Genomic DNA, 24,745 nt, shown 5'->3' on the forward strand with positions numbered 1-24,745 from the left:
ATCGCACAAGTACAGTTAACTGTCGATACCACGCTATAATCGATTTTCTTTATATAGCAAGCTGCCTGAATCCGCCCCTACGACATGAAATCCACCGAAATACGCGAAAAGTTTCTCAAGTTCTTTGAGTCCAAAGGCCACACGATCGTCCGCTCCAGCCCGCTCGTGCCGGGTAACGACCCGACGATGTTGTTGACCAACAGCGGCATGGTGCAGTTCAAGGACGTGTTCCTGGGCCTGGATACGCGTCCGTACAAGCGCGCCACCACCGTGCAGCGCTGCGTGCGCGCCGGCGGCAAGCACAACGACCTGGAAAACGTCGGCTACACCGCGCGCCACCACACGTTCTTCGAAATGCTGGGCAATTTCAGCTTCGGCGACTATTTCAAGCGCGACGCCATCCACTTTGCCTGGGAACTGCTGACCAAGGTCTATAACCTGCCGGCGGAAAAGCTGACCATCACCGTCTACTTCGAAGACGACGAAGCCTACGGCATCTGGGCCAATGAAATCGGCGTGCCGACGGAGCGCATCATCCGCATCGGCGACAACAAGGGCGCGCGCTACGCATCGGACAACTTCTGGCAGATGGCCGACACCGGCCCCTGCGGTCCGTGCACGGAAATCTTCTACGACCACGGCGCCGAGATCTGGGGCGGTCCTCCGGGCTCGCCGGAAGAAGACGGCGACCGCTTCATCGAGATCTGGAACCTCGTGTTCATGCAGTTCAACCGCGACGAAGCCGGCGTGCTGACCCCGCTGCCGAAGCCGTCGATCGACACCGGCATGGGCCTGGAGCGCCTGGCCGCCGTGCTGCAGCACGTGCATTCGAACTACGAGATCGACCTGTTCCAGAACCTGATCAAGGCCGCCGCCCGCGAAACCGGCGCGACCGACCTGGCGAACAACTCGCTGAAGGTCATCGCCGACCACATCCGCGCCGCCAGCTTCATGATCGTCGACGGCATCATCCCGAGCAGCGAAGGCCACGGCTACGTCCTGCGCCGCATCATCCGCCGCGCGCTGCGTCATGGCCACAAGCTGGGCCAGACCAAGCCGTTCTTCTACAAGCTCGTGGAAGACCTCGACATCGAGATGGGTGCCGCCTACCCGGAACTGCACGACGCGAAAGAGCGCGTGATGCAGACCCTGAAGGCCGAGGAAGAGCGCTTCGGCGAGACCCTCGAGCACGGCATGAAGATCCTCGAAGCGCAGCTCGCGAAGGATCCGCAGAACCTCGACGGCGGCACCGCCTTCACCCTGTACGACACCTACGGCTTCCCGCTCGACCTGACCGCGGACATCTGCCGCGAGCGCGGCATCAAGCTGGACGAGGAAGGCTTCGCTGCCGCCATGGAGCAGCAGAAGAAGACCGCCCGCGCCGCCGGCAAGTTCAAGATGGCCGCCAACGTGGAGTATTCGGGCGAGAAGACGACCTTCGTCGGCTACGACGCCCTCGTGCACAGCAGCCGCGTGCTCGCGCTGTACTCGGGCGGCGCACCGGTCCAGGAACTGAAAGCGGGCCAGGACGGCATCGTCGTGCTGGACACGACCCCGTTCTACGCCGAATCCGGCGGCCAGGTGGGCGACAAGGGCCTGCTGAAGGCGCAGGGCGGCGTGTTCGAAGTAGAAGACACGCTGAAGATCCAGGCGGAAGTGTTCGGCCACCATGGCGTGCTGCAGTCGGGCTCGCTGAAAGTGGGCGACATGGTCGACGCGCAAGTCGATGAAGTGAAGCGCGCGCGCACGATCCGCAACCACTCGGCGACGCACCTGATGCACAAGGCCCTGCGCGAAGTGCTGGGCGGCCACGTGCAGCAGAAGGGCTCGCTGGTCGATCCGGACAAGACCCGCTTCGACTTCAGCCACAACGCCCCGCTGACGCTTGATCAGATCGCCCGGGTGGAAACCATCGTGAATCGCGAAATTCTCGAGAATCACGCGACCCAGGCCCAGCACATGTCGATGGATGACGCGATCAAGCATGGCGCCATGGCCCTGTTCGGCGAGAAATACGGCGACACCGTGCGCGTGCTGGACATCGGCTCGTCGAAGGAACTGTGCGGCGGCGTGCACGTCACCCGCACGGGCGACATCGGCCTGTTCAAGATCGTGTCCGAATCCGGCGTGGCCGCCGGCATCCGCCGCGTGGAAGCCGTGACGGGCGAGGGCGCTCTGGCTCTGGTGCAATCGATCAACCGCAAGTTGAACGAAGCGGCCGGCGCGCTGAAGACGAGCCCGGATGAGCTGCCGTCGCGCATCGCCCAGGTGCAGGACCAGGTCAAGTCGCTGGAGAAGGAAATCGCCGCGCTGAAGTCGAAGCTGGCCGCCGGCCAGGGCGACGAGCTGGTGACGAAAGCCATCGACGTGAACGGCATCAAGGTGCTGGCCGCCACGATGGAAGGTGCCGACGTTGGGAGTCTCCGCGAGACGATGGACAAGCTGAAGGACAAGCTCGGGACGGCCGCCATCGTGCTGGCCTCCGTGCTTGAGGGCAAGGTCAGCCTGATCGCCGGCGTGACGCCGGACGCCACGGGCAAGGTCAAGGCGGGCGATCTCGTCAACTTCGTCGCCAAGCAGGTCGGCGGCAAGGGCGGCGGCCGTCCGGACATGGCCCAGGCGGGCGGTACCGATCCCGCGGCGCTGCCGCAGGCGCTGGCGGGCGTCGCCGGCTGGGTCGGCGAGCGCGTCTCCGCATAATCGTAATCACGCGTTGTAACCGCGCCGCCGCAATATGCATGTTGTGGCGGCGCGAGCGCTGTAAATCGAATGGGATTTGAGCTGAATCAACTCTTGTTTCGATGGGTAAGTGGACGGCACAGCCGTTCGGCCTGCATCCCTCTCATCCGGTCATCTCCGCCTCATCTCTATCTGCCTGTCAAGTAATTGCCGTTGTTACAACGCAACATGGATACCAAATTTTGGTGCGGCGCGTCATAATGGGCTAATTGGAGTACTATCGGGTCCATGCCCTACCAACTAGCAGGCAATCGATGAGCGAAACCATAATCGACACCGGCACCATCGAGGTCCAGAAGGATCTGGATGCGCGTGGCTTGAATTGCCCGCTGCCGATCCTCAAGGCCAAGAAGGCCCTCGCGGAACTGGCCAGTGGCGAGGTGCTGCGCATCGTCGCCACCGACACCGGTTCGGTACGCGACTTCCAGGCGTTCGCCAAGCAGACGGGCAACGCCCTGCTGGCGCATACGCACATCAACGGCGAATTCACGTTCTGGCTGCGCCGGAAATAACGACAGCCTTCTCCTGAAGCCCGGTACGCCGGGCAATCCATCCGCACCCGCAAGGAAACCCGCTAACGCACAATCAAGTACGATTAGGGCATTTCCTCTAACCGAAAAACGCACGATCGTGCTTTAATTCTGACCTGAACGGAATTTGCTTTTATAATTCGGATCATTTTTAGTCTTTCACCCATTTTTCAAAGGCACACTATGAAAGTCCTGGTACCCGTCAAACGCGTGGTCGACTACAACGTCAAGGTCCGCGTCAAGTCCGACGGCAGCGGCGTCGATATCGCCAACGTCAAGATGTCGATGAACCCGTTCGACGAGATCGCGGTGGAAGAAGCCACGCGCCTGAAGGAAGCCGGCAAGGTCACCGAGATCGTGGCCGTGACCTGCGGCGTGGCCCAGGCCCAGGAAACCCTGCGTACCGCGATGGCGATCGGCGCCGACCGCGGCGTGCTGGTCGAGACCGGTGCCGAGATCGAGCCGCTGGGCGTCGCCAAGGTACTGAAGGCGCTGGCCGTCGAAGAGCAGCCCCAACTGATCATCCTGGGCAAGCAGGCGATCGACGACGATTCGAACCAGACCGGCCAGATGCTGGCTGCGCTGCTGGGCTGGCCGCAGGCAACGTTCGCCTCGAAGGTCGTGCTGGAAGACGGCAAGGTCACCGTGACCCGCGAAGTGGACGGCGGCCTGGAAACCGTGGCCCTGAGCCTGCCGGCCATCGTCACCACCGACCTGCGCCTGAACGAGCCGCGCTACGTCACGCTGCCGAACATCATGAAGGCCAAGAAAAAGCCGCTGACGACCGTCAAGCCGGAAGACCTGGGCGTCGACGTCACGCCGCGCCTGAAGACCGTCAAGGTCGCCGAGCCGGCCAAGCGTTCGGCCGGCGTCAAGGTGCCCGATGTGGCGACCCTGGTTGCGAAGCTGCGCACCGAAGCTAAAGTCATCTAATTAAGGAATAACCATGGTCGCACTCGTCATTGCTGAACACGACAACGCCCACCTGAAGGCTGTCACCCTGAATACCGTCACCGCGGCCGCGCAATGCGGCGGCGACGTCCACATCCTCGTCGCCGGCAGCGGCTGCGGCGCCGTCGCGGAAGCCGCCGCCAAGGTCGCGGGCGTGGCGAAAGTGCTGGTCGCCGACGCGCCGCAATTCGCCGACGGCCTCGCCGAGAACGTCGCCGAGCAGATCCTGGCCGTGGCCGGCGCTTACTCCCACATCCTGGCCCCCGCGTCGGCCTTCGGCAAGAACGTGCTGCCGCGCGTCGCCGCCAAGCTGGACGTCGCCCAGATCTCGGAAATCACCAAGGTCGATGCGCCCGACACGTTCGAGCGTCCGATCTACGCCGGTAACGCCATCGCCACCGTGCAGTCGCTAGATGCCGTGAAAGTCATCACCGTGCGCGGCACCGGCTTCGACGCCGCCGCAGCGGAAGGTGGTTCGGCCGCCGTCGACACCGTCGCCGCCGTCGCGGACTCGGGCAAGTCGAGCTTCGTGGGCCGCGAACTGGCCAAGTCGGACCGTCCGGAACTGACCGGCGCCAAGGTCGTCGTCTCTGGCGGCCGCGGCATGGGCTCGGGCGACAACTTCAAGATCCTGGAACCGCTGGCCGACAAGCTGGGCGCCGCGATGGGCGCATCGCGCGCCGCGGTCGACGCGGGCTACGTGCCGAACGACTGGCAGGTGGGCCAGACCGGCAAGATCGTCGCGCCGCAGCTGTACATCGCCGTCGGTATCTCGGGCGCGATCCAGCACCTGGCCGGCATGAAGGATTCCAAGACCATCGTCGCCATTAACAAGGATCCGGAAGCGCCGATCTTCTCGGTGGCCGACTACGGCATCGTCGGCGACCTGTTCGAGGTCGTGCCGGCGCTGGTCAAGGAACTGGGCTGATCGCGGCAGCATAAAAACCGTCGTTCCCGCGCAGGCGGGAACCCAATTTGCGTAGCGTACGACCGGCGTTGGCCGTAGCAGGCACGCCGGCGATTGGGTTCCCGCCTTTTTTGCGGTCGGCGATTGACGTTTACGTAACGTAAAGAGAAACTAGGAGACTGCGGTGACCTACAACGCCCCCCTGAAGGACATGCTGTTCGTCGTGAACGAACTGGCCAACCTGTCCGAGATCAACCAACTGCCCGGCTGCGAAGACGCGACGCCCGATACCGTCGAAGCCGTGCTGGAAGAGAACGCGAAGTTCTGCGGCGAAGTCGTCGCCCCGCTGAATCAATCGGGCGACAAGGAGCCGAGCTACTGGCACGACGGCCAGGTCACGACGTCGAAGGGTTTCAAGGAAGCGTTCCGCGGCTTCGCGGATGCCGGCTGGCAGGGCGTGCAGCACCCGGCCGAATTCGGCGGCCAGGGCCTGCCGAAGCTCGTCGCCACGCCGTGCATCGAGATGCTCAACAGCGCGAACATCGCGTTCGCCCTCGTCGGCCTGCTGACGGACGGCGCCATCGAAGCGCTGCTGACGGCCGGCAGCGCCGAGCAGAAGACCCGCTTCATCGAGCCCCTGATCAACGGCAAGTGGACCGGCACGATGAACCTGACGGAACCGCAGGCCGGTTCCGACCTCGCCGCCGTGCGCACGCGCGCCGTGCCGCAGGGCGACGGCACCTATAAAATCTTCGGCACCAAGATCTTCATCACCTACGGTGAGCACGACATGGCCGAGAACATCATCCACCTCGTGCTCGCGCGCACGCCGGACGCGCCCCCGGGCGTGAAGGGGATCTCGCTGTTCATCGTGCCGAAGTTCATGGTGGGTGATGACGGTTCGCTGGGCGAGCGCAACGACGTGCACTGTGTGTCGATCGAGCACAAGCTGGGCATCAAGGCGAGCCCGACCGCGGTGCTGCAGTTCGGCGACCATGGCGGCGCGATCGGCACGCTCGTCGGCGAAGAGAACCGCGGCCTCGAATACATGTTCATCATGATGAACGCGGCCCGCTTCGGCGTCGGCATGCAGGGCATCGGCCTGGCCGAGCGCGCGTACCAGCAGGCCGTCGCGTTCGCGAAGGAGCGCGTCCAGTCGCGCGCCGTCGAAGGTTCCGCCGGCCCCGTCGCCATCATCCACCACCCGGACGTGCGCCGCATGCTGATGTCGATGCGCGCGCAGACCGAAGCGGCGCGCGCGCTGGCCTACGTCGGCGCCGGCCTCTCGGATCTGGCGCACAGCCATCCGGACGAAGCGACCCGCAAGGCCAACCTGGCCGTGTACGAATACCTCGTCCCGGTGATCAAGGGCTGGTCGACGGAGATGAGCGAGAACGTCGCCCGCGACGGCGTGCAGGTGCATGGCGGCATGGGCTTCATCGAGGAGACGGGCGCCGCGCAGCACTACCGCGACGCCAAGATCCTCACGATCTACGAAGGCACGACGGCGATCCAGGCCAATGATCTCGTGGGCCGCAAGACCGTGCGCGACGGCGGCGCCGTGGCGAAGGCGATCCTGGCCCAGGTACGCGCGACCGAGGCGCAGCTGGCGGAGGTGCGGGATGCGGACTTCACGGCGATTCGCAGCCAGCTGGTCGCGGGCAGCGCGGCGCTGGAAGCCGTTGTCGACTACGTCGTGGCGAGCACGAAAGCCGACCCGCGCGCCGTGTTCGCGGGCAGCGTGCTGTACCTGAAGCTGGCAGGCATCGTGCTGGGCGGCTGGCAGATGGCGCGCGCAGCCATCGTCGCGCGCCAGAAGCTGGATGCCGGCGCCGGCGACGCGGCGTTCTACCGCGCCAAGATCGCCACCGCGCGCTTCTTCGCGGACCACATGCTGGCGCAGGCGGACGGACTGCGCCACGCGATCGTGGACGGTGCTGCCGGCGTCCTGGCACTGGACGTCGAGCAGTTCTGACGGCTGGAGGTGTTGTCGAAGCGGCCTGCGGGCCGCTTTTTTCATGGGCCGCAGCGGGCGATTTGTTGCGTGCTGCCGACCGGTGCTGTGTGTTTGATGCCCGTCATGCGTAGCGGGTAAGTGGCGCTCCTAGAATCGATTCGTCGCATCCACAATCGAAGGAGCGCCCCCATGAATCCCCCGAAGCCTGGCAAGGTGTTACCGATCGCCGTCGCCTGCGCCGCATTGTCCGCGCTGGTGGCCTGCGGCGGCGGCAGCGACGCCACCCCCACGACGGCCGCGAACGATCCGCCGGCGGTGCCGAGTCCCACGCCTGCGCCGGCACCCGCGCCCGCGCCGACACCCGCCCCGGCGCCGCAGCCGCCCGGCGATCCCGCGCCGCCGAAGGACATCGTGCTGGAGCCGGGCTATACCAAGCTCTATACGACGCTGAACAGCAGGCCGCAGTGGCCGGCATGGAGCCATGCGGGCACGGCCGTCGTCGATGGCGTGGGGTGCGCGAAGAACGAGGATTACCACATCCACGCGCTCCTCTCGATCTACCAGGACGGCATACGGCTCGGCTTGCCGGATTCGATCGGGCGCGGCAGCGGCTGTTCGTACGAAATGCACACCCACGACATCACGGGCATCCTGCACGTCGAGACGGATGTGCCCAAGGTGTTCACGCTGGGGCAGTTCTTTGCGTTATGGGGACAGCCGCTCGGCACCGCGGCGGTGGCGGGGCTGCCCGGCACGCCGACCTATTACGTGATCGACGAGGAAACGGTGACGCGCTTCACGGGTGATCCGGCCACGATCGCGCTGAATGCGCACCGCGAGATCGTGATCGTGACCGGTACGCCGCCAGCGCAGGTGCCGCGGTATGACTGGGGTGCGACCGGCTTGTGACGCTGATGCCGAACGTGTCAGCCGTACGCGCCGCCCGTGTAGAGCAGGTCGAACAGCCGCGAGATGGTGGCGATGAGCGCCGTCGTGCCCACCAGCATCGTGACTACGACGAGCAGGATCACGAACCAGTGCGACGCGGAGCGGCGGCCGGAGTTGCGGTTGTAGCGGGCATCCCATTTCTCGTCCGGCGTGAGGCCGAGGATCAGTGCTTCGCCGAAGCCGACGAGCCAGGACAGGATCAGGGGCAGCAGGACCCAGAACGGATTCGGCGCGTGGCCGAGGCCGTACACGAGGCCGGCGGCCGGCAGGCTGCAGATGTGGAGCAGGCCGAGGCGGTCGACGCTGCCCTTGAGATAGAAGCGGTGCGCGCCGAGTCCGCCGAGCAGGAAGGCGAGGGCGGTGGCGAATGTCTTGTTCTTGTGTTGCGACATCGAATAAATGTTGAAAGGAAAGTCATCAGTATCGTCCAAAAGCGGCCTCCATAGTGGCGGAGAGTCGCGAAATCGGCGATAATCTTGGATTCGGCCGGGACTGCGCGCCAGCGTTCTTGGTTTTTATGTAAATGCTTGCTGATGCAGGATAGAGCGCGCTATAATCGTCGGCTTTCTCCGTCCAGCTTACTTTTGGAAATATTATGGTCGTTATTCGTTTAGCTCGTGGTGGTGCCAAGAAGCGCCCGTTCTACAACATCGTTGCAACCGACTCGCGCAATCGCCGCGACGGCCGTTTCATCGAGCGCATCGGTTACTACAACCCGATGGCTTCGGGCAAAGAAGTCGCCCTGAACGTCACCGCTGACCGCCTGTCGTACTGGCAAGGCGTGGGCGCACAGCTGTCGCCGGCTGTTGCTCGCCTGGTGGCTACGCAAAAGGCTGCTGCCTAATACAGCGAAGGTTTTACGGTTTGACCGATTCTGCAGCACATTCGACATCGGCATCCGCGCAAGCGGTGCCTGACGACCTGATCCAGGTCGGCCACATCACCGGCGCCTACGGGCTCCGGGGCGGCGTCCGCGTGACGCCCTATTCGATGGATGCGGATGCGCTGCTGAGCGTCAAAACCTGGTGGATCGACAAGCCGTCGCTGCGTGCCGTGCAAATGCGGAACGCGAAGTACCACAGCGGCGACGTGACGGCCACGCTGGTCGACGTGACCGACCGCGAAGCGGCCGAGGCGCTCAAGGGTGCCACGGTGCAGGTCTCGCGATCGGACTTTCCGGAACTCCCGGAAGACGAGTATTACTGGACCGACCTGATCGGCTTGGATACGGTCAACTTGCAGGGCGAAGCGCTCGGCAAGGTCTCCGACATGATGCACAATGGCGCGCAGTCCATCCTGCGGATCACGCCCGTGCCCGATCCGAACGCCGCTCCCGATGCGAAAGCGCCGGAGCGGCTGGTGCCGTTCGTGGACCAGTACGTCAAGACGGTCGACTTGCAAGCCAAAGTGATTACCCTGGACTGGGGCCTGGATTATTGATCCCGTCCACCTGAAGCGAGGTCCCGATGCAGTTTGACGTCGTGAGCTTGTTTCCCGAAATGTTTGCCGCATTGACGCAGTCGGGCGTGACCCGGCGCGCGCACGAGCAGGGCCTGTGGAATTTGTCGATCTGGAATCCGCGCGATTTCACGACGGACCGCCACCGCACCGTGGACGATCGCCCGTATGGCGGCGGTCCCGGCATGGTGATGCTGGCCAGGCCGCTCGAAGCGACGATCAACGCGGCGAAGCAGCGCCAGATCGACATGGGCTTGCCCGCACCACGCGTCGTGTTCATGTCGCCGCAAGGCAAACCGCTGACGCACGAACGTGTGATGGGCTTGAAGCACGAGCCCGGTCTCGTCGTGCTGTGCGGACGCTACGAAGCGGTCGACCAGCGTTTGCTGGACCGTGTCGTCGACGAGGAAGTCTCCCTCGGCGATTTCGTGCTGTCCGGCGGAGAACTCCCTGCGATGGCGCTGATGGATGCCGTGGTGCGGCAGTTGCCCGGTGTGCTGGGTGACGACGCCTCCGCGGTCGAAGACAGTTTTGTCAACGGCCTGCTGGATTCGCCGCATTACACGCGTCCGGAAGTCTATGAAGGCGTGGCCGTGCCGCCCGTGCTGATGGGTGGCAACCACGCCGAGATCATGAAGTGGCGCCGCCAGCGTATGCTGGAGGCGACCGCGAAGAAACGGCCGGATCTACTGGACAAGGCGCGTGACGCCGGTCTGCTGACGAAGGCCGACGAGCAGTTTCTCGCAACCTTGCAAAAGGTCGCGGAATAAAGGCGGTGCCCATCGGGGTATCGCGTGTTTTAATCCCATCCTCTACCGGGCATCGAACGCGCCGGCAAGATGGTAATAGGAGTCATACAAATGGATCTGATCCAGCAACTCGAGCAAGAAGAGATTGCGCGCCTCGGCCGCAACATCCCTGATTTCGCACCGGGCGACACCGTTGTCGTCAGCGTCAACGTCGTCGAAGGCAACCGCAAGCGCGCCCAGGCATACGAAGGCGTCGTCATCTCGCGTCGTAACCGCGGCCTGAACTCGAACTTCATCGTTCGCAAGATCTCGTCGGGCGAAGGCGTCGAGCGTACGTTCCAGCTGTACTCGCCGCTGATCGCTTCGATCGAAGTGAAGCGTCGTGGTGACGTGCGTCGTGCGAAGCTGTACTACCTGCGCGAGCGTTCGGGCAAATCGGCACGTATCAAAGAGAAACTGCCGACTCGCAAAGTCGCTACGACCGCTGCTGCGAAGTAATAGCGTCTGTGCTAGGGAAAAGGCATCCGGTCGGATGCCTTTTTCTTTTGGAGAAAGCCCTTGGCAAAACTGCACATCGATCCCAAGCGCCTGCCCGTCGACGCGATCGCCGGCGAGCCCGCGTTGCCGGCCGAGCGCCTGGAGGTGGCCTGGCTGCGCGAGCGCCTCGCCCATCCGTCGTCGTGGGTGCCGGAATTGCCCGAGGACATGCGCGAGCGCTTCCCCACGCTGCGCCGCGCGGCCGTCCTCGTGCCCCTCGTGCGCCGGCCGGACGGCCTCACGGTCTTGTTGACGCAGCGCACCGAACACCTGAGCAACCACGCGGGCCAGGTCAGCTTCCCCGGCGGCCGTGCGGAAGAGGACGACTCGTCGCCCATCGAAACCGCGCTGCGCGAGACGGAGGAAGAGATCGGCCTCACGCGCCGCCACGTCGAGATCGTCGGCGTGCTGCCCGACCACGTCACCGCGTCCGCCTACATCGTCACGCCCGTCGTGGGCCTCGTCACGCCGCCGTTCGACCTCACGGCCGAATCGAACGAAGTGGCCGACATCTTCGAAGTGCCCTTGCGGTTCCTCATGGACGGCATGAACCACCAGATCATGTCGTTCGACCTGCCGGACGGCGCCGGCCGCCGCAGTTTTTATGCGATGCCGTACGAGCGCTTCTTCATCTGGGGCGCGACAGCAGGTATGCTCCGGAATTTGTTTCATTTGTTACGCGCCTGACCAGGCACGTCGAAAAACCTGCTGCGCGTTGCATATTGGCGGGGGCGCCTAGTCCTGCGATGCTCACTGTACTTTCGTACAGCTGCGCTTCTCGGCCAAATCTGCTGCCGCTCGTGACGGTTTTTCGAGGTGCCTTAAAGGGCATAGACTCCGGTCGGTCTCTGCGCTACCCTAGCGGGCAAATGAAGTAAGGCAACAACGTACAAAGGACCGTGCATGACTTTTTTCTCCATTCTGTGCGCGCTGCTCATCGAACAGCTGAAGCCGCTGCGCGCGGATAACCAGATCTACGCCGAGATCAAGCGCTTTGCCATGAAGATCGAGAGCTGGTTCAATGCCGGCCAGGTCAGTCATGGCCGGCTGGGCTGGTTCCTGATGATGGCCGCGCTGATGGTGCCGACGGCCGTCATCTACGGCGTCCTCGTGTACTACCGCTTCGTGTTCGCCGCGTTCGCCTGGAACGTGCTGATCGTCTACCTGACGCTCGGTTTCCGCCACTACAGCCATTACTTCACGTCGATCCAGTTCGCCCTCAACGCGGGCGACGAGGCGACGGCGCGGACACTCCTGGCCGAGTGGGCCAGGATCGACACGGTCGGCATGGATACCGCCGAGATCGCCCGCATCGCCGTCGAAAAATCCCTGATCACGACGCACCGCAACGTGTTCGGTGTGTTCTTCTGGTTCCTGATGCCGCTGGGCCCGGCCTGCGCCGTCATGTACCGCGTGTCCGAATACCTCGCGCGCGCGTGGAACGAACCGGATCATATGCGCAACGAGGCGTTCGGCCAGTTCGCGGCCCGTGCGTTCTACTGGATCGACTGGATCCCAGTGCGCCTGACGGCGATCGCGTTTGCCGTGGTCGGCAATTTCGAGGATGCGATCTATGCGTGGCGCAATTTCGCCAATCGTTGGACCGACGAATCGAAAGGCATCATCCTGGCCGCGGGCGGCGGCGCGATGGGCGTGCGCCTCGGCAGCCCGGCCGAGAACGCGCCGCACGTCCTGCCGGCCGACGCGGCGACGGTCGACAGCACCGCCAGCGAGGACGACATGCTGCCCGGCGACGAGCCGAGCGTGCGCGCACTGCAAAGTACGGTCGGCCTGGTCTGGCGCGCGCTGTTATTATGGATGCTGCTCCTGCTGTTGCTGTCGGGCGCAGTCCTGCTCGGTTGATGTCCATCGTGCCGGTTCGACAAGAGCCGGCACATGGGGCTCGTCCGCAGGTCTTCTATAAGATATAATAGTCGGGTTGTTCTCATCCACGCCTTTGTTCAGAAGCCGCACTATGGCCGACTCACCGCAAACCGGGAAAGGCGCCGACGAATTCTTCATTCTCGGCGTGACAAGTAAGGGCAGGCAATTCCGCCCGAGTGACTGGGCCGAGCGTCTGTGCGGCGTCATGTCGTGTTTCCGGCCGGCCGGCAGCGGTGGCCCGAACGCCCACCTGAAGTTCTCGCCCTACGTGCACCCGACCGTCGTGAACGGTGTCAAGGCGGTCGTCGTGAACAATGCCCTCAAAAGCATCGAACCGCTGGCCTACCACTTCGTGTGCAATTTCGCCAAAGACAACGACCTGCAAGTCGTCGAGGCGTGCTTCGTCCCGCCGGCGGACGAAAAAAAGAAGTCCTGATCTACCTCAAACCCTCATCGATGCACCATGGGTAGCTTGAACGTTTGACGTTGGAGCTCGCCATGGAAGTCGGAAAACTCTGCACGGTCGACACCGTCTGCTGCGCCCGCGATGAAAGCGTGCAGGGCGCGGCCTTACTCATGCGCAAACATCACGTGGGCGACATCGTCGTCGTCGACGACGTCGATGGCGAACGCACGCCCGCCGGCATCGTCACGGACCGCGACATCGTCGTCTCCGTCGTCGCCCTCGGCCTCGATCCGGCCGGCCTGCAGGTCGGCGACATCATGACGGACGACCTGCTCACGGCCGACGAGCACGACGACGTCTCCGTCACCATCGAACGCATGCGCCTGCGCGGCATCCGGCGCGTGCCCGTCGTGGGCGAGGGCGGGCGCCTCGCGGGCATCGTCAGCGCGGACGACCTGCTCGGCTTCCTGGCCGAGGAAATGGAAGACCTCGCCCGCATCAGCCCTTACCAGCAACAGCACGAACGCCGGGTGCGGCAATAATGGTAAGCCTGGCCTAAGTACCCGTCTGTTACCATGTCCCGAGGACAACAGTAACTGACGGAGTGACATGAGCTTGACGTTTTTCCAGCGCGGCCTGGCCGCTTATACGGTCGCGGGCGGCCTGACGTTCATCGCGGCCGGCAGCGCCTTCGCTTTCGACCTGCCGAAGGGCGTCGTGCAAGGCCCGTCCGTCGAAGGCATCACGGAATACCGGCTGCCGAACGGCCTGAAAGTACTGCTGTTCCCCGATTCGTCGCGACCCACCGTCACCGTCAACGTCACGTACCTCGTCGGCTCGCGCCACGAGAATTATGGCGAGACGGGCATGGCCCACCTGCTGGAACACCTGATGTTCAAGGGGAGCCCGAAGCATCCCGACATCACGCGCCAGTTCCAGGACCGCGGCATGCAGTTCAACGGCACGACGTCGCTCGACCGCACGAATTACTACGAAGTGTTCCAGGCGTCGGACGATAACCTCAACTGGGCGCTGGGCATGGAAGCGGACCGCATGACGCATTCCAGCATCGCGAAGAAGGACCTCGATTCCGAAATGACGGTCGTGCGCAACGAGTACGAAAACGGCGAGAACTCGCCGGGTGCCGTCCTCATGAAGCGCATGCAGAGCGTGGCCTACGACTGGCATTCGTATGGCCGCTCGACGATCGGCAACAAGAGCGACATCGAGAACGTCGGGATCTCGAACCTGCAGAATTTTTATCACACGTATTACCAGCCGGACAATGCCGTGCTGCTCGTCGCGGGCAAGTTCGATCCCGCGAAAACCCTGCTGTCGATCAACCGCCTGTTCGGCGCGATCCCGAAGCCGAAACGCACGTTGCCGGAATTCTGGACGGTCGAGCCCACGCAGGACGGCGACCGTACGTTCACCGTGCGGCGCCAGGGCGACGTGCAGATCGTCGCGCTCGGCTACAAGGTGCCGTCCGGCCTGCACGACGACAGCGACGTGCTGAGTTTCGCCTCGACCATCCTCGGCGATTCGCCGACGGGCCGCCTCCACAAGCTGCTCGTCGAGACGGGCAAGGCGAGCCAGGTATTCGCCTATGGCCAGACGGGCTATGCGCCCGGCCTGCAATACTTCGGCGCCGTGGTGAAGAAGGACGCGCCGCTCGAACCCGTGCGCGCCGCCCTCACGCAGGCCGTGGAAGAGTTCGCCAAGAACCCGCCGACGCCGGAAGAAATGGAGCGCACGAAGCGCACCTTCCTGAACGAATTCGAGCGCAGCCTGAACGATCCGCAGCAGGTCGGCGTCGCACTGTCGGAAGTGATTGCGCTGGGCGACTGGCGCCTGTTCTTCGTCGGCCGCGACCGCGTCAACAAGATTACGTCGGAACAGGTTGCCGCGGCAGCGGGGCGCTATTTCAAGCGCGATAACCGCGTCACGGGCGAGTTCATCCCGGACGACAATCCGCAGCGCGCCGTCATCCCGCCCGCGCCCAGCGTGCAAAGCCTGCTCAAGGATTTCAAGCCGCAGGCATCCACCCTGAGCGCCGAGGACTTCGATCCGAGCCAGGCCAACATCATGAAACGCACGACGCTGACGACGGCGGGCGGGGTGAAACTGGCCTTGCTGCCGAAGAAGAACCGCGGCCAGACGGTCACCGTCGACCTGCGCCAGCACATCGGCGACGAGCAGAACCTGTTCGGCAAGGCGGCACTGCCGGGGCTGACGAACGCGATGCTGATGCGCGGCACGACGAAGTACGACCGCGTGCAGCTGGCCGACGCCTTCGACAAGCTCAAGATTTCCGGCAGCCTCACGCACTTCCAGACGACGCGCGACAACCTGCCCGAAGCGCTGAAACTCGTCGCCCACGTGCTGCGCGAACCGAGCTTTCCGGCTGCCGAATTCGAACAATTGCGCCAGCAATCGATCGTCGGGCTGGAAGCGAGCCGCAGCGAGCCGACCAACGTGGCATCGCGCGCGCTGAACGAGCATTTTGATGTTTATCCCAAGGGCGATATCCGCCACGAAACGACGCTTGAGGAAGATCTTGCGGACCTCAAGGGCGCGACGCTGGACCAGGTCAAGGCCTTCCACCGCGACTACTACGGCACCGTGCCGGCCGAGATGGCCATCGTGGGCGATTTCGATGCGCAGGCGATCGCGCCGCTCGTCGACCAGCTGTTCGGCCGGTGGAAGGCCCCGATGCACGTGGCGCCCGTGCTGCGCAAGAACGGCGACATCGCGCCCATCCATACGTTCCTGAATACGCCCGACAAGGAAAACGGTTTTTATACGGCGCGGATCAACGTCGATCTCAACGTCGAGGATCCGGATTATCCGGCGCTGATGCTGGCCGATTACATCTTCGGCGGGGGCGGCATGCGCTCGCGCCTGATGGACCGCATCCGCCAGAAAGAGGGGCTGTCGTATGGCGGTGGTTCGAACCTTGTCCCCGGCGACCTCGACCGTGCCGGCATGTTCGCGATCAGCGCCATCGCCGCGCCGCAGAACCTGGCCAAGGTGGACGCCGCCGTGCGCGAGGAACTCCTGCGCGTGCTCAAGGATGGCTTCACGACGGCGGAACTCGCCGGTGCCAAGTCGGGTCTGATGCAACAGAGGATCCAGAACCGTGCCGACGACGGCGCGCTGGCCGCCGGCTGGACGTCGTACATGTATCGCGGCCGCACCTTCGAGTGGTCGGCCGAGTTCGAGCAGCGCTTGATGGCCGTCACCTTGCCCCAGCTGAACGCGGCATTCCGCAAGGCGGTCGACCCCGCGAAGATGTCCGTCGTCATGGCTGGAGACAAGGCAAAAGTGAAACCTGCACCCTGATTGCAACACTCGGCCGTTCGTTAACTTGCAGAATGGCTGAGAAACTTGGTCAATGCCCGGGACGGGCGCTATCATGTTGCCTGAGCGCAGTATTGCTTGTAGGAAGCAAAGCTTGCGTCGGGATATTGAAAAGGAAGCATGATGAAGGGCATGACCAAGCAGACTCCGAGCGGCATTTCGTATGCAGGCAAGGTAGTGCTGGTAACCGGGGGCGCCAGCGGCATCGGCCGGGCGACGGCGCTGGCATTCGGACGCGCGGGCGCCTGTGTCGTCATCGCCGACACGTCGGTCGACGGCGGCCACATGACTGCGGCCCTGATCGTCGAAGCGGGCGGCAAGGCGCTGTTTGTGAAATCCAATGTCACGGTCGCGGCGGACGTCGAGGCCTTGATGGACAAGGCGGTCGGCCATTACGGCCGCATCGACTGCGCCGTCAATGGCGCCGCTGTCGAGGAAGAATACCTGCCGCTGGCCGAAGGCGAGGACGACCAGTTCGACCGCATCATGGGCGTCAACGTCAAGGGTGTCTGGCTGTGCATGAAGAGCCAGCTACGCCAGATGCTCAAGCAGGAAGGCGGCGGCGTGATCGTCAACATCGCGGACGCCGGCGGTCTCGTGGCGGCACCGCACCGCGCCATCTACTCGGCGTCCAAGCACGCCGTCGTCGGCCTGACGAAGAGCGCGGCCGTCGAATATGCCAAGGACGGCATCCGCGTCAACAGCGTGTGCCCGGGCGCCGTCAAGACCCCGATGCTGGCGCGCATGCTCGAGCGCGAGCCGGGGCGCGACAAGAAGCTCAAGGCGGCGCATCCGATGGGACGCATCGCCGACCCGTCCGAAATCGCCAACGCGGCGCTGTGGCTATGCTCGGAGCAGGCGTCGTTCGTCACCGGCCACCAACTGGCCATCGATGGCGGCCTGACGGCGATCTGACGGGCGTTTGCCTACCGTTTCTTGTGGGTGGCGCGCTGTTGCTTCGCTTGCGTGCTCACCCGGGCCTGGCGTGCCTTGTATAGCGCCACTGCATCCTCGCGCGCACGCGTGAGCGTCCGCATGTCCGGATGGTCGTCGTGCGGCGAAAAATACTCGGCCGACTGCGCGTCGACGACGAGCTTGATGGCGGTGGCGTCGTCGAGGTCGTACAGCTCGGTCAGCAGGGTGGCGACTTCGTCGAGATAGGCTTCGTAGGTCAGGTTGGTCATGGCGTTGTTGTTGTAAAAGTTGATCAGCCGGCGCTCAGCTCGGCCACGAAGTCGTACATGTCGCCCCGGAAATAGGAGCGGCAGAATTCCACGGCCTGGCCGTCCGGCAGAAAGCCCAGCCGTTCCACGCACAGGCCCGCATCGCCTTCCCGCGATTGCAGCAACTTCGCCTGCTCGGCGTTCAGCAGCAGCGCGGACAGGCGCTGCAGCGCGCGCACGGGGCGCTTGCCGTTCGCTTCCAGCGCTTCGTACATCGACACGTCCACCGCATCCAGCGAGGGCAGGGCGGACGCGGCAATCGTCGCGTATTCCAGGCACATCGGCATGTCGTCGGCGTAGCGGATGCGGTTGAAGCGATAGACGGCGGCGCCCGGCGAGAGACCGAGACGCAGCGCTTCTTCCGGCGTCACCAATCCTTCCGAGCGCTTGAGCCAGACGCTGCGCGGCGTACGGCCGCGCGAGCGCATGTCTTCCGAAAACGACGTCAGCTTCGCGAAATTCTTTTCGATGCGCGTGTTGATGAAATTGCCGGACCCCGCGCGGCGCACGAGCAGGCCTTCCTCGACGAGGCCGTCGATCGCCTTGCGCACCGTGATGCGCGAGACGTCCAGTTCGGCCGCGAGCTGGCGCTCGGCCGGCAAGGCTTCCGCCGGGCCGTAGACGCCCCGGTCGATCGCGTCGCGCAGGGCGCGCTGCAATTGCTGGTAGAGCGGCAGGTTGCTGGTGGCGGAGAGCTGGTGCATCAGCTGCGCGAGGTGGGACATGCGGCGGGGTTCATTGGCAAGCGATCCCCGGATGATACCAAAAAAAGACCGCCCGTCACTTCGGCCGGGGATTGGCCAGCTTCCGGTCCGGCTGCAACAGCTTGCCCGAGCGCACCGCCGCGACGGCCGCCGACACCGAGCGCGCCACGTTGCGCACCTCGTCCTGGAACGCCGTGTCCTTGTCGAGCGTGGCGTGGCTGTCCGCATACGATTCGTAATAGCCGACGTAGCGGTCGAGCAGGGCGGTGGGGCCCGCGTCGATCAGGCCCATCCAGTCGAGCCAGTCGGACAGCGAGCGCCGCGTCGATTCGATGCCGGCCACGTCGCCATGCACGACGAGACCGTAGACGCGTCCCGCGAGATGCTTCGGATAGTGCCAGTCCTGCTCCAGCGCCTTCGCTTCTTCCGCCTTCTTGCCGTGCGTGGAGGTGGGATCGGGGTTGCCGCCGTCGGCGCACACGAGGCGGTCGATCATCAGCTTCAGCACGGAGGGTGACTGGTACCAGTACGTGGGCGTGAGGATGATGACCCCGTGCGCGGCCACCCAGCGCTCGTAGATCTCGTTCATCCAGTCGTTTTCCTGGTTCAGCGAATGGTTCGGGTAGCAGCTGCACGGCCAATGGCACAGCGGCATCGCCGTCGACACGCAGGCCTTGCACGGGTGGATGTGGCGGTCGTAGTCGGAAATGAGGCGCGACAGGTCGAGCAGGTCCGTCTCCATGCCCTCGGCCGCGATGGCGGCCTCGCACAGCGTCGCGAGCCGCCACGTCTTCGAGATCTCGCCCGGGCAGCTGCCGTCGTTGCGCGCCGCGCCATTAATCAAGAGGATGCGGCTCGGCGTCGCGGAATCTTTCTGGCGCGCCTCGGCGGCCAGCAGGCGGTCGTGCGCCTCTTTCCATTCGACGGATAAATCGTAGTCCGGGTCGGCGAACCCGGGGCCGGCCTTCACCGTGATCGGCGCCTTGTGCGAATCGACGTAGGCCCGCCACGCGACCTCTTCGACGGCTGCCAGTTCCTTGGCGACGGCCTGGTAGGCGGGATCGTAGAAGTCGCGTGAAAAAACGACGTGGAACTCGTCGCGGGTGAGCTTCGCGGGCGCCTGGCCCTTGCGTACGGTCGTCATGGCCGCCCTTTTCAGTAGAGTTGCGGCGATTATCGGCCGCATGCTCCGGCTCTGCCCGTACGGTAAGTCACACAGACGAAAAAAAGCGGCGCGAACCGTAGTTCGCGCCGCCTTGTCTGCCGGTGATCCGGCCGGGATTACTTGGCCGCCATCGCACCCGTCGGGTGGTTCAGCAGCAGGATCCAGTACTTGGCCGTGTCGGACAGGCCGCCGCCGGCTTTCACTTGCTGGAAGGTCTCGATGGCCTTGTCCTTCTGGCCGGCTTTCGCGTAGGCCATGCCCAGGCGCAGCTTGGCTTCGTCCGGCGACTTCAGGCCGCCCTTGGCGATACCTTGCTGGATGAACGGGATGCCCTTGTCGAACTGGTCCATCGTGACGTACGCCCAGCCCAGGTTGACGAGACCAGCACCGGTCTTGGCCTTGGCGGCGCCCGCTTCGCCCGCGGCGATGTTTTTCGCATCGCTTGCGGCTTCCTTGGTGGCGCGGTCGCGCAGCTGGCGGTCCTTGGCGGCGCCGCTGCCCGTGCCCAGCACGCCGGCGGCGAAGCCCGCGTCGACGACCTTCTTCGCTTCGGTCGGGAAGCCATCCTTCATGGCCAGCTCGGCCAGTTCCGTGTAGGCGTCCGACGACATCTGCTTGACGGCCGCGAATTCGAGACGCAGCACGTCAGGAATGTTGGCGTCCTGGAAGCCCGGCTTGCGCACGATGCCGCGGCTGATCAGGTCGGTCCAGAAATCGTCGGTCGGGTAGTAGGCGGCCAGTTTTTCCAGGCCGCGCAGGTAGGCGGCATCATCCTTGACCTTGTTCGCGGCCGACGCGTACAGGCGCAGGTCTTCCTGGGTCGGGGTCTTGCCGGCCTGTTCCGCTGCCTGCAGCACCGGTTCCTGGGCTTTCAGCGCCGACGCGTAGTCGCCGCTCAGGTAGTACGAGCGGATCAGCGCCGAGTTGATCTGGTCCGTCGACTTGCCCGATGCCTGGATCTGCTTGTACAGCTCGATCGCCTTCGGATAATTCTTGGCGTTGTAATACATCGTGGCCAGCGCCTGCGTGAAGTTCCCCTTGTCCGCGTCCGGCAGCTTGCCCGACGCCAGGATCGCTTCCAGCGCGCCGATCGCCATCTGGTCGTCACCCGTCGACGTGCCCAGCGACAACTTCATACGGTTCAGCACATAGGTCTCGTACGGCGTCTTGTCCGGGAACGCTTCGGCCTGGGTGATGCGGTTCTTCACCTCGCCATAGTTCTTCGCGTCCATCAGCGGCTTGATCTGCGCCGGGTCGAGCAGCTTGTACAGTTCCGGGCGGACGGAGTCAGGCTTCGGCGCGGGCGCCTCGGCTTTCTTGTCCTGCGCCGACGCGCTGTGCATCAGGGCCGGCGCGGCGTTCAGGCCAAGGGCGGCCAGCATCATGGCAAGGCGGGCGAAACGGAATTGGGACATTGAAAAATCCTCTCTTAATGACGATAAAATTGCACCGCTCAGTGGCTGTAATGGCTTCAAATACATACGCCGACGGTGCTGGTGCCGATCTCGGACAAAGCGTGCATTGTCCCACAAACTGCTGACGGGCGTGGCAATTGTGCCCCAGCCGTGCGACGTCGGTATGCGGCGTTACAAGTGGTTACCCGACGCGGTCAAAAGCCGGGAACCGGACACTGCCCCGTCGCCTCGATGTCGCCGGCCAGCCAGGACCGGACCGCGTCCAGCGCGGGCGGTGCGAAGCCATAAGTCATCAGCGCGGGCGCCGCGACGTCGAGCGCCTGGTACGGATTCCACAGCGCGAGGTGCAGGTCCGGCGTCCACGTGGCTCGCGCGTGCGCGCCGTAGCGGCGGCGCGACGTCGACGCGAGGATCGTGAAGCGGCCGTCGTCCGGCAGCGCATGCCAGTCGAACGTTTCCGCATCCGCGAACGTCACGAGGTCCACGTCGAACAGCGTCGCCAGCATCGCCGCGATGGCGCTGGCCGGCACGCCCGCTTCCGACACGCCGTCGCTGACCACGTCCTGGCGCGCGACGAGGCGCACCTTGCTGCCCGGTGCGGGACGCTGTGGATTGCCACGCGCCGTGAGCGCCCGGCGCCACGCGTCCGCCATCAGCGCGCGGTCGGCGTCTTCGGTCGCGTACTGCACGGCGCCGGCTGGATGGGCGCGCGCGAGGCGGTCCAGGCGTGCCAGGCGCGCATGCACGTCGGCCAGCGGCAGGCGGCCGTCCCCGATGGCGGCCGCGATCGCCGCGATCGTGCGTTCCTGTGTGTCGCGGCTGCCGATGGCCATCACCATGTCCGCGCCGGCCCTCAGCGCGTTCACGGCGGCGTCGCCGGCATCGTACCGGTGCGCGATCGCGTGCATGTCCATGCCGTCCGTGATGATCACGCCGTCGTAGCGCCACTCGGTGCGCAGCAGGTCGTGCAGGATCGCGCGCGACATCGTGGCCGGATTGTCGGCGTCGAGGGCGGGGTAGACGATGTGCGCCGTCATCACGGCCGGCGCGTGCGGCGCGGCCGTGCGGAACGGCGCGAATTCGAAGCGCTCCAGTTCCGGCAAGGGTTTGTCGACCGTGGGCAGGTCGCGGTGCGAATCGACGTGCGTGTCGCCGTGGCCGGGGAAGTGCTTGACGCAGCAGGCCACGCCTTCGCTGTCGCTGCCCGCCATCCACGCGAGCGCGAGGGCCGTGGCGCGATCCGGATCGGCGCCGAACGAGCGCTCCGCGATCACGGGATTGCGCGGGTTGTTGTTCAGGTCCAGCACGGGCGCGAAGTTCCAGTTGAAGCCCAGCGCGCGGATCGCGCGCGCGACGGCCGCGCCCACGTCGCGCGCGAGCGGTTCGTCGCCCGCCGCGCCGAGCGCCATCGCGGACGGCGGCGGCGGCACCCACAGCGCGCGCACGACGGCGCCGCCTTCCTGGTCGAGCGCGATCAGCGCGAGCTCGCCCATCGCATCTTTCAAATCGCTCGTGAAACGCGTGAGCTGTGCGGCGTCCGTCATGTTCTGGCGGAACAGGCAGGCGCCGCGGATGCGGTTGGCGCGGATGAAGTCGGCCGTGTCGGCGTCGAGTGCCGTGCCGAACAGCCGGATCATGATCAGGCGGCCGGCAAGTTGGCGCAAATCGTTCGTGTGCATCAGTGCGGCTCAGTGTGTTTTTGTGACTTTGTTCAGGTGGCGCGGCTTGTCCGGATCGAGTCCGCGCGCTTTCGACAAGTGCGCCGCCATCACGTAGAACGCGTTGATCGCGACGATCGGGTCGAGGTCCGCGCAGGTCGACACGGGCAGGTCGAGGTCGCGCGAGGCGATGTCGGCCGGCGCTGCGAGCAGCACGCGCGCGCCGCGGCCGCGCATCTCGTCGGCCAGCGCGACGAGACCCGCTTGCGCCGGGCCCCGCGTCGCGAAGATCAGCAGCGGATAGCCCTCATCGATCAGCGCCATCGGGCCATGCTTGATTTCCGCGCCGGAGAACGCTTCCGCCTGCAGCGCCGACGTCTCCTTGAATTTCAGCGCCGCTTCCAGCGCGATCGGGAAGCTGATGCCGCGGCCCACGACCATGATGTTGCGCGCCGGCGCCAACACCTCGAGTGCCGCCGACCAGTCGGTCCGCGCGGCCTGGCGCAGCGCGTCCGGCAGGGCGGCCAGGCCGTCCTTCAATTCCGCATCCTGCTGCCATTCCGCGACGAGGCGCGCGCCGGCCGTCAGGCTCGTGATGAAACTCTTCGTCGCGGCGACGCTGTGCTCCTTCCCGGCCCGAAGCGGCAGCGCCCATTCGGCCGCGCGTGCGAGCGGCGAATCGATGTCGTTCACGAGCGCCACGGTCGTCGCGCCGCCCTGGCGGAAGTAGCGGATCGGTTCGACGACGTCCGGGCTCTGGCCCGATTGCGAGATCGATATGGCCAGTGTGCCGGACGCCTGCAGCGGCGCCTTGTACAACGTGACGAGCGACATCGGCAGCGACGTCACGAGACGGCCCATGCGCGCCATGATCAGGTAGGCGAGGTAGCTGGACGCGTGGTCCGAACTGCCGCGCGCCACCGTCACCGCATTATGGAAGGAGGCGCCCCGCAGGTGGTGGCCCAGCGCGGCGTAGCGGTCGGCGTCGTTGGCCAGCTGCAGGGCGACGCAGTCGGCCGCGGACACGGCTTCTTCAAGCATCAGCGAGGTCACACTGTTCTCCTTCGATATAAACGGTTTTCAGGTTCAGGTCGCGGTCGAGCACGACGAGGTCGGCGAAGCAGCCCGGCGCGATGCGGCCGCGGCGCGTTTCGCCCAGGTAGTCGGCGGCGTTCGTCGACACGCGGCGCGCGGCGTCGGCGAGATCGAGGCCGATCGAGACGAGGTTGCGCAGCGCCTGGTCCATCGTCAGCGTGCTGCCTGCCAGTGTGCCGTCCGCGAGGCGCACGCCGCCCATGCATTTGTGGACGACCTGGCGGCCCAGCATGTACTGGCCATCGGGCATGCCCGCGGCGGCCGTGGAATCCGTCACGCAGTACAGGTGCGGGATGCAGCGCAGCGCCGTGCGGATCGCGCCCGGATGCACGTGCAACAGGTCGGGAATGATCTCCGCGTACTGCGCATGCGCGAGCGCGGCGCCCACCATGCCGGGATCGCGGTGGTGCAGGCCCGGCATCGCGTTGAACAAATGCGTGAAGCCGGCCGCGCCGTGCTCCAGCGCGCGCACGCCGTCGTCGTAGTTGCCGTTCGTGTGGCCGATCTGCACGCGGATGCCGGCGTCCGCCAGCTGCCGCACGAGAGACAGGTGGCCGTCGATCTCGGGCGCCACGGTGATCAGCCGCATCGGTGCCTGCGCGTTGAATCGCTCCACTTCCGCCATCGTCGCTTCGCGTGCGAACGGCGGCTGCGCGCCCAGCTTGCCCGAGTTGATGTACGGACCTTCCAGGTGCACGCCGAGGATGCGCGCTTCGTCCTTGCCGCGCTGCTCGCACGCGGTGCCGATGGCGGCGAGCGCGCGGTCGATGTCGTCCAGCGGCGCCGTCATCGTCGTGGCCAGCAGGCTCGTCGTGCCGTGCCGCGCATGCAGGCGGGCGATCACGTGCGGCGCGTCGCCGCCTTCCATCATGTCGCGTCCCGCGCCGCCGTGCACGTGCAGGTCGATGAAGCCGGGCAGGATGTAGTCGTCGCTGTTCGATGCCGGATCGGCCGCGTCGCCTTCGATGGCGGCGATCGTCGTCGTGCCGTCTTCGATGACGATGCGGCCGCGGATCCAGCCGTCCGGAGTCAGGATATTGCCTTGCATGGTGGGTCCTT

At 65.1% G+C, this 24,745-nt stretch carries 24 protein-coding genes; 16 read left to right on the forward strand and 8 right to left on the reverse strand.

Annotated features, from left to right (window positions below):
- The first annotated feature begins 84 nt into the window (after positions 1 to 84).
- The 6 genes from alaS (at position 85) to QPK29_RS26090 (ending at position 7,993) form a co-directional block, all read left to right on the forward strand.
- A complete protein-coding gene (gene alaS / locus QPK29_RS26065; protein ID WP_371771535.1) occupies positions 85 to 2,700 on the forward strand; it encodes an alanine--tRNA ligase in 2,616 nt (871 codons plus the stop codon).
- A gap of 323 nt (positions 2,701 to 3,023) precedes the next feature.
- Positions 3,024 to 3,251, forward strand: coding sequence for a sulfurtransferase TusA family protein (locus QPK29_RS26070; RefSeq protein WP_036238555.1), 228 nt, complete (start codon positions 3,024 to 3,026; stop codon positions 3,249 to 3,251).
- Positions 3,252 to 3,452: 201 nt separating this feature from the next.
- A complete protein-coding gene (locus QPK29_RS26075) occupies positions 3,453 to 4,202 on the forward strand; it encodes an electron transfer flavoprotein subunit beta/FixA family protein (protein WP_056129015.1) in 750 nt (249 codons plus the stop codon).
- A 13-nt stretch (positions 4,203 to 4,215) separates the two neighbouring features.
- Positions 4,216 to 5,148, forward strand: coding sequence for an electron transfer flavoprotein subunit alpha/FixB family protein (locus QPK29_RS26080; protein ID WP_056129019.1), 933 nt, complete (start codon positions 4,216 to 4,218; stop codon positions 5,146 to 5,148).
- A gap of 163 nt (positions 5,149 to 5,311) precedes the next feature.
- Positions 5,312 to 7,102, forward strand: a complete 1,791-nt coding sequence (locus QPK29_RS26085) for an acyl-CoA dehydrogenase (protein WP_371771534.1) — start codon at positions 5,312 to 5,314, stop codon at positions 7,100 to 7,102.
- Between the two features lie 171 nt (positions 7,103 to 7,273).
- The gene (locus tag QPK29_RS26090; RefSeq protein ID WP_371771533.1) at positions 7,274 to 7,993 is read left to right on the forward strand and encodes a hypothetical protein; all 720 of its coding nucleotides are present in this window, start codon (positions 7,274 to 7,276) and stop codon (positions 7,991 to 7,993) included.
- A 17-nt stretch (positions 7,994 to 8,010) separates the two neighbouring features.
- Here QPK29_RS26090 and QPK29_RS26095 read toward each other — a convergent pair whose 3' ends face one another.
- A complete protein-coding gene (locus tag QPK29_RS26095; protein WP_056129164.1) occupies positions 8,011 to 8,424 on the reverse strand; it encodes an NINE protein in 414 nt (137 codons plus the stop codon).
- A gap of 203 nt (positions 8,425 to 8,627) precedes the next feature.
- Between QPK29_RS26095 and rpsP the strand changes: the two genes are divergently transcribed.
- The 10 genes from rpsP (at position 8,628) to QPK29_RS26145 (ending at position 17,341) form a co-directional block, all read left to right on the forward strand.
- The gene (rpsP, locus tag QPK29_RS26100; RefSeq protein ID WP_036238507.1) at positions 8,628 to 8,876 is read left to right on the forward strand and encodes a 30S ribosomal protein S16; all 249 of its coding nucleotides are present in this window, start codon (positions 8,628 to 8,630) and stop codon (positions 8,874 to 8,876) included.
- Positions 8,877 to 8,941: 65 nt separating this feature from the next.
- Positions 8,942 to 9,472 (forward strand): ribosome maturation factor RimM, encoded by a 531-nt coding sequence (gene rimM / locus QPK29_RS26105; protein WP_371764853.1) that lies wholly within the window; start codon positions 8,942 to 8,944, stop codon positions 9,470 to 9,472.
- Between the two features lie 26 nt (positions 9,473 to 9,498).
- A complete protein-coding gene (gene trmD / locus QPK29_RS26110; RefSeq protein ID WP_160410545.1) occupies positions 9,499 to 10,260 on the forward strand; it encodes a tRNA (guanosine(37)-N1)-methyltransferase TrmD in 762 nt (253 codons plus the stop codon).
- Positions 10,261 to 10,350: 90 nt separating this feature from the next.
- Positions 10,351 to 10,737: a 50S ribosomal protein L19 gene (gene rplS, locus QPK29_RS26115; RefSeq protein WP_056129035.1), complete on the forward strand. Its 387-nt coding sequence runs from the start codon at positions 10,351 to 10,353 to the stop codon at positions 10,735 to 10,737.
- Between the two features lie 60 nt (positions 10,738 to 10,797).
- Positions 10,798 to 11,463: a CoA pyrophosphatase gene (locus QPK29_RS26120; RefSeq protein WP_056129038.1), complete on the forward strand. Its 666-nt coding sequence runs from the start codon at positions 10,798 to 10,800 to the stop codon at positions 11,461 to 11,463.
- Between the two features lie 216 nt (positions 11,464 to 11,679).
- Positions 11,680 to 12,639, forward strand: a complete 960-nt coding sequence (locus QPK29_RS26125; RefSeq protein ID WP_056129041.1) for a CobD/CbiB family protein — start codon at positions 11,680 to 11,682, stop codon at positions 12,637 to 12,639.
- Positions 12,640 to 12,751: 112 nt separating this feature from the next.
- Entirely contained in the window at positions 12,752 to 13,096 is a 345-nt protein-coding gene (locus tag QPK29_RS26130) for a DUF3579 domain-containing protein (RefSeq protein ID WP_056129044.1), read from the forward strand.
- A 62-nt stretch (positions 13,097 to 13,158) separates the two neighbouring features.
- The gene (locus tag QPK29_RS26135) at positions 13,159 to 13,608 is read left to right on the forward strand and encodes a CBS domain-containing protein (protein ID WP_056129047.1); all 450 of its coding nucleotides are present in this window, start codon (positions 13,159 to 13,161) and stop codon (positions 13,606 to 13,608) included.
- A 67-nt stretch (positions 13,609 to 13,675) separates the two neighbouring features.
- A complete protein-coding gene (locus QPK29_RS26140) occupies positions 13,676 to 16,408 on the forward strand; it encodes a M16 family metallopeptidase (RefSeq protein WP_371771532.1) in 2,733 nt (910 codons plus the stop codon).
- Positions 16,409 to 16,558: 150 nt separating this feature from the next.
- Positions 16,559 to 17,341 (forward strand): SDR family oxidoreductase, encoded by a 783-nt coding sequence (locus QPK29_RS26145; protein WP_371764849.1) that lies wholly within the window; start codon positions 16,559 to 16,561, stop codon positions 17,339 to 17,341.
- 11 nt (positions 17,342 to 17,352) lie between these two features.
- Here QPK29_RS26145 and QPK29_RS26150 read toward each other — a convergent pair whose 3' ends face one another.
- The 7 genes from QPK29_RS26150 to nagA all read right to left on the reverse strand — a co-directional run bounded on the left by QPK29_RS26150 (position 17,353) and on the right by nagA (position 24,734).
- A complete protein-coding gene (locus tag QPK29_RS26150) occupies positions 17,353 to 17,610 on the reverse strand; it encodes a hypothetical protein (RefSeq protein ID WP_371771531.1) in 258 nt (85 codons plus the stop codon).
- Between the two features lie 23 nt (positions 17,611 to 17,633).
- Positions 17,634 to 18,374 (reverse strand): GntR family transcriptional regulator, encoded by a 741-nt coding sequence (locus tag QPK29_RS26155; RefSeq protein WP_056129052.1) that lies wholly within the window; start codon positions 18,372 to 18,374, stop codon positions 17,634 to 17,636.
- Positions 18,375 to 18,429: 55 nt separating this feature from the next.
- Complete coding sequence (locus QPK29_RS26160) at positions 18,430 to 19,497, reverse strand: flavodoxin family protein (RefSeq protein ID WP_371771530.1); 1,068 nt, start codon at positions 19,495 to 19,497, stop codon at positions 18,430 to 18,432.
- A gap of 137 nt (positions 19,498 to 19,634) precedes the next feature.
- A complete protein-coding gene (locus tag QPK29_RS26165) occupies positions 19,635 to 20,933 on the reverse strand; it encodes a tetratricopeptide repeat protein (protein ID WP_056129057.1) in 1,299 nt (432 codons plus the stop codon).
- Between the two features lie 194 nt (positions 20,934 to 21,127).
- Positions 21,128 to 22,612 (reverse strand): glycoside hydrolase family 3 protein, encoded by a 1,485-nt coding sequence (locus tag QPK29_RS26170; RefSeq protein ID WP_371771529.1) that lies wholly within the window; start codon positions 22,610 to 22,612, stop codon positions 21,128 to 21,130.
- A gap of 9 nt (positions 22,613 to 22,621) precedes the next feature.
- Positions 22,622 to 23,632, reverse strand: coding sequence for an SIS domain-containing protein (locus tag QPK29_RS26175; protein WP_200949017.1), 1,011 nt, complete (start codon positions 23,630 to 23,632; stop codon positions 22,622 to 22,624).
- Positions 23,625 to 24,734, reverse strand: a complete 1,110-nt coding sequence (gene nagA, locus QPK29_RS26180; protein ID WP_371771528.1) for an N-acetylglucosamine-6-phosphate deacetylase — start codon at positions 24,732 to 24,734, stop codon at positions 23,625 to 23,627. Before nagA ends, QPK29_RS26175 begins: the two co-directional genes overlap by 8 nt.
- Positions 24,735 to 24,745 lie beyond the last annotated feature (11 nt).

Source organism: Massilia orientalis (assembly GCF_030411975.2).
Classification (GTDB): domain Bacteria; phylum Pseudomonadota; class Gammaproteobacteria; order Burkholderiales; family Burkholderiaceae_D; genus Telluria; species Telluria orientalis.

Coding starts and splice junctions, on each gene's coding strand:
- alaS (WP_371771535.1), top strand. CDS start 85: ATGAAATCCACCGAAATACGCGAAAAGTTTCTCAAGTTCTTTGAGTCC.
- QPK29_RS26075 (WP_056129015.1), top strand. CDS start 3,453: ATGAAAGTCCTGGTACCCGTCAAACGCGTGGTCGACTACAACGTCAAG.
- QPK29_RS26080 (WP_056129019.1), top strand. CDS start 4,216: ATGGTCGCACTCGTCATTGCTGAACACGACAACGCCCACCTGAAGGCT.
- QPK29_RS26090 (WP_371771533.1), top strand. CDS start 7,274: ATGAATCCCCCGAAGCCTGGCAAGGTGTTACCGATCGCCGTCGCCTGC.
- QPK29_RS26095 (WP_056129164.1), bottom strand. CDS start 8,424: ATGTCGCAACACAAGAACAAGACATTCGCCACCGCCCTCGCCTTCCTG.
- rpsP (WP_036238507.1), top strand. CDS start 8,628: ATGGTCGTTATTCGTTTAGCTCGTGGTGGTGCCAAGAAGCGCCCGTTC.
- trmD (WP_160410545.1), top strand. CDS start 9,499: ATGCAGTTTGACGTCGTGAGCTTGTTTCCCGAAATGTTTGCCGCATTG.
- rplS (WP_056129035.1), top strand. CDS start 10,351: ATGGATCTGATCCAGCAACTCGAGCAAGAAGAGATTGCGCGCCTCGGC.
- QPK29_RS26125 (WP_056129041.1), top strand. CDS start 11,680: ATGACTTTTTTCTCCATTCTGTGCGCGCTGCTCATCGAACAGCTGAAG.
- QPK29_RS26130 (WP_056129044.1), top strand. CDS start 12,752: ATGGCCGACTCACCGCAAACCGGGAAAGGCGCCGACGAATTCTTCATT.
- QPK29_RS26135 (WP_056129047.1), top strand. CDS start 13,159: ATGGAAGTCGGAAAACTCTGCACGGTCGACACCGTCTGCTGCGCCCGC.
- QPK29_RS26140 (WP_371771532.1), top strand. CDS start 13,676: ATGAGCTTGACGTTTTTCCAGCGCGGCCTGGCCGCTTATACGGTCGCG.
- QPK29_RS26145 (WP_371764849.1), top strand. CDS start 16,559: ATGACCAAGCAGACTCCGAGCGGCATTTCGTATGCAGGCAAGGTAGTG.
- QPK29_RS26150 (WP_371771531.1), bottom strand. CDS start 17,610: ATGACCAACCTGACCTACGAAGCCTATCTCGACGAAGTCGCCACCCTG.
- QPK29_RS26155 (WP_056129052.1), bottom strand. CDS start 18,374: ATGTCCCACCTCGCGCAGCTGATGCACCAGCTCTCCGCCACCAGCAAC.
- QPK29_RS26160 (WP_371771530.1), bottom strand. CDS start 19,497: ATGACGACCGTACGCAAGGGCCAGGCGCCCGCGAAGCTCACCCGCGAC.
- QPK29_RS26165 (WP_056129057.1), bottom strand. CDS start 20,933: ATGTCCCAATTCCGTTTCGCCCGCCTTGCCATGATGCTGGCCGCCCTT.
- QPK29_RS26170 (WP_371771529.1), bottom strand. CDS start 22,612: ATGCACACGAACGATTTGCGCCAACTTGCCGGCCGCCTGATCATGATC.
- QPK29_RS26175 (WP_200949017.1), bottom strand. CDS start 23,632: ATGCTTGAAGAAGCCGTGTCCGCGGCCGACTGCGTCGCCCTGCAGCTG.
- nagA (WP_371771528.1), bottom strand. CDS start 24,734: ATGCAAGGCAATATCCTGACTCCGGACGGCTGGATCCGCGGCCGCATC.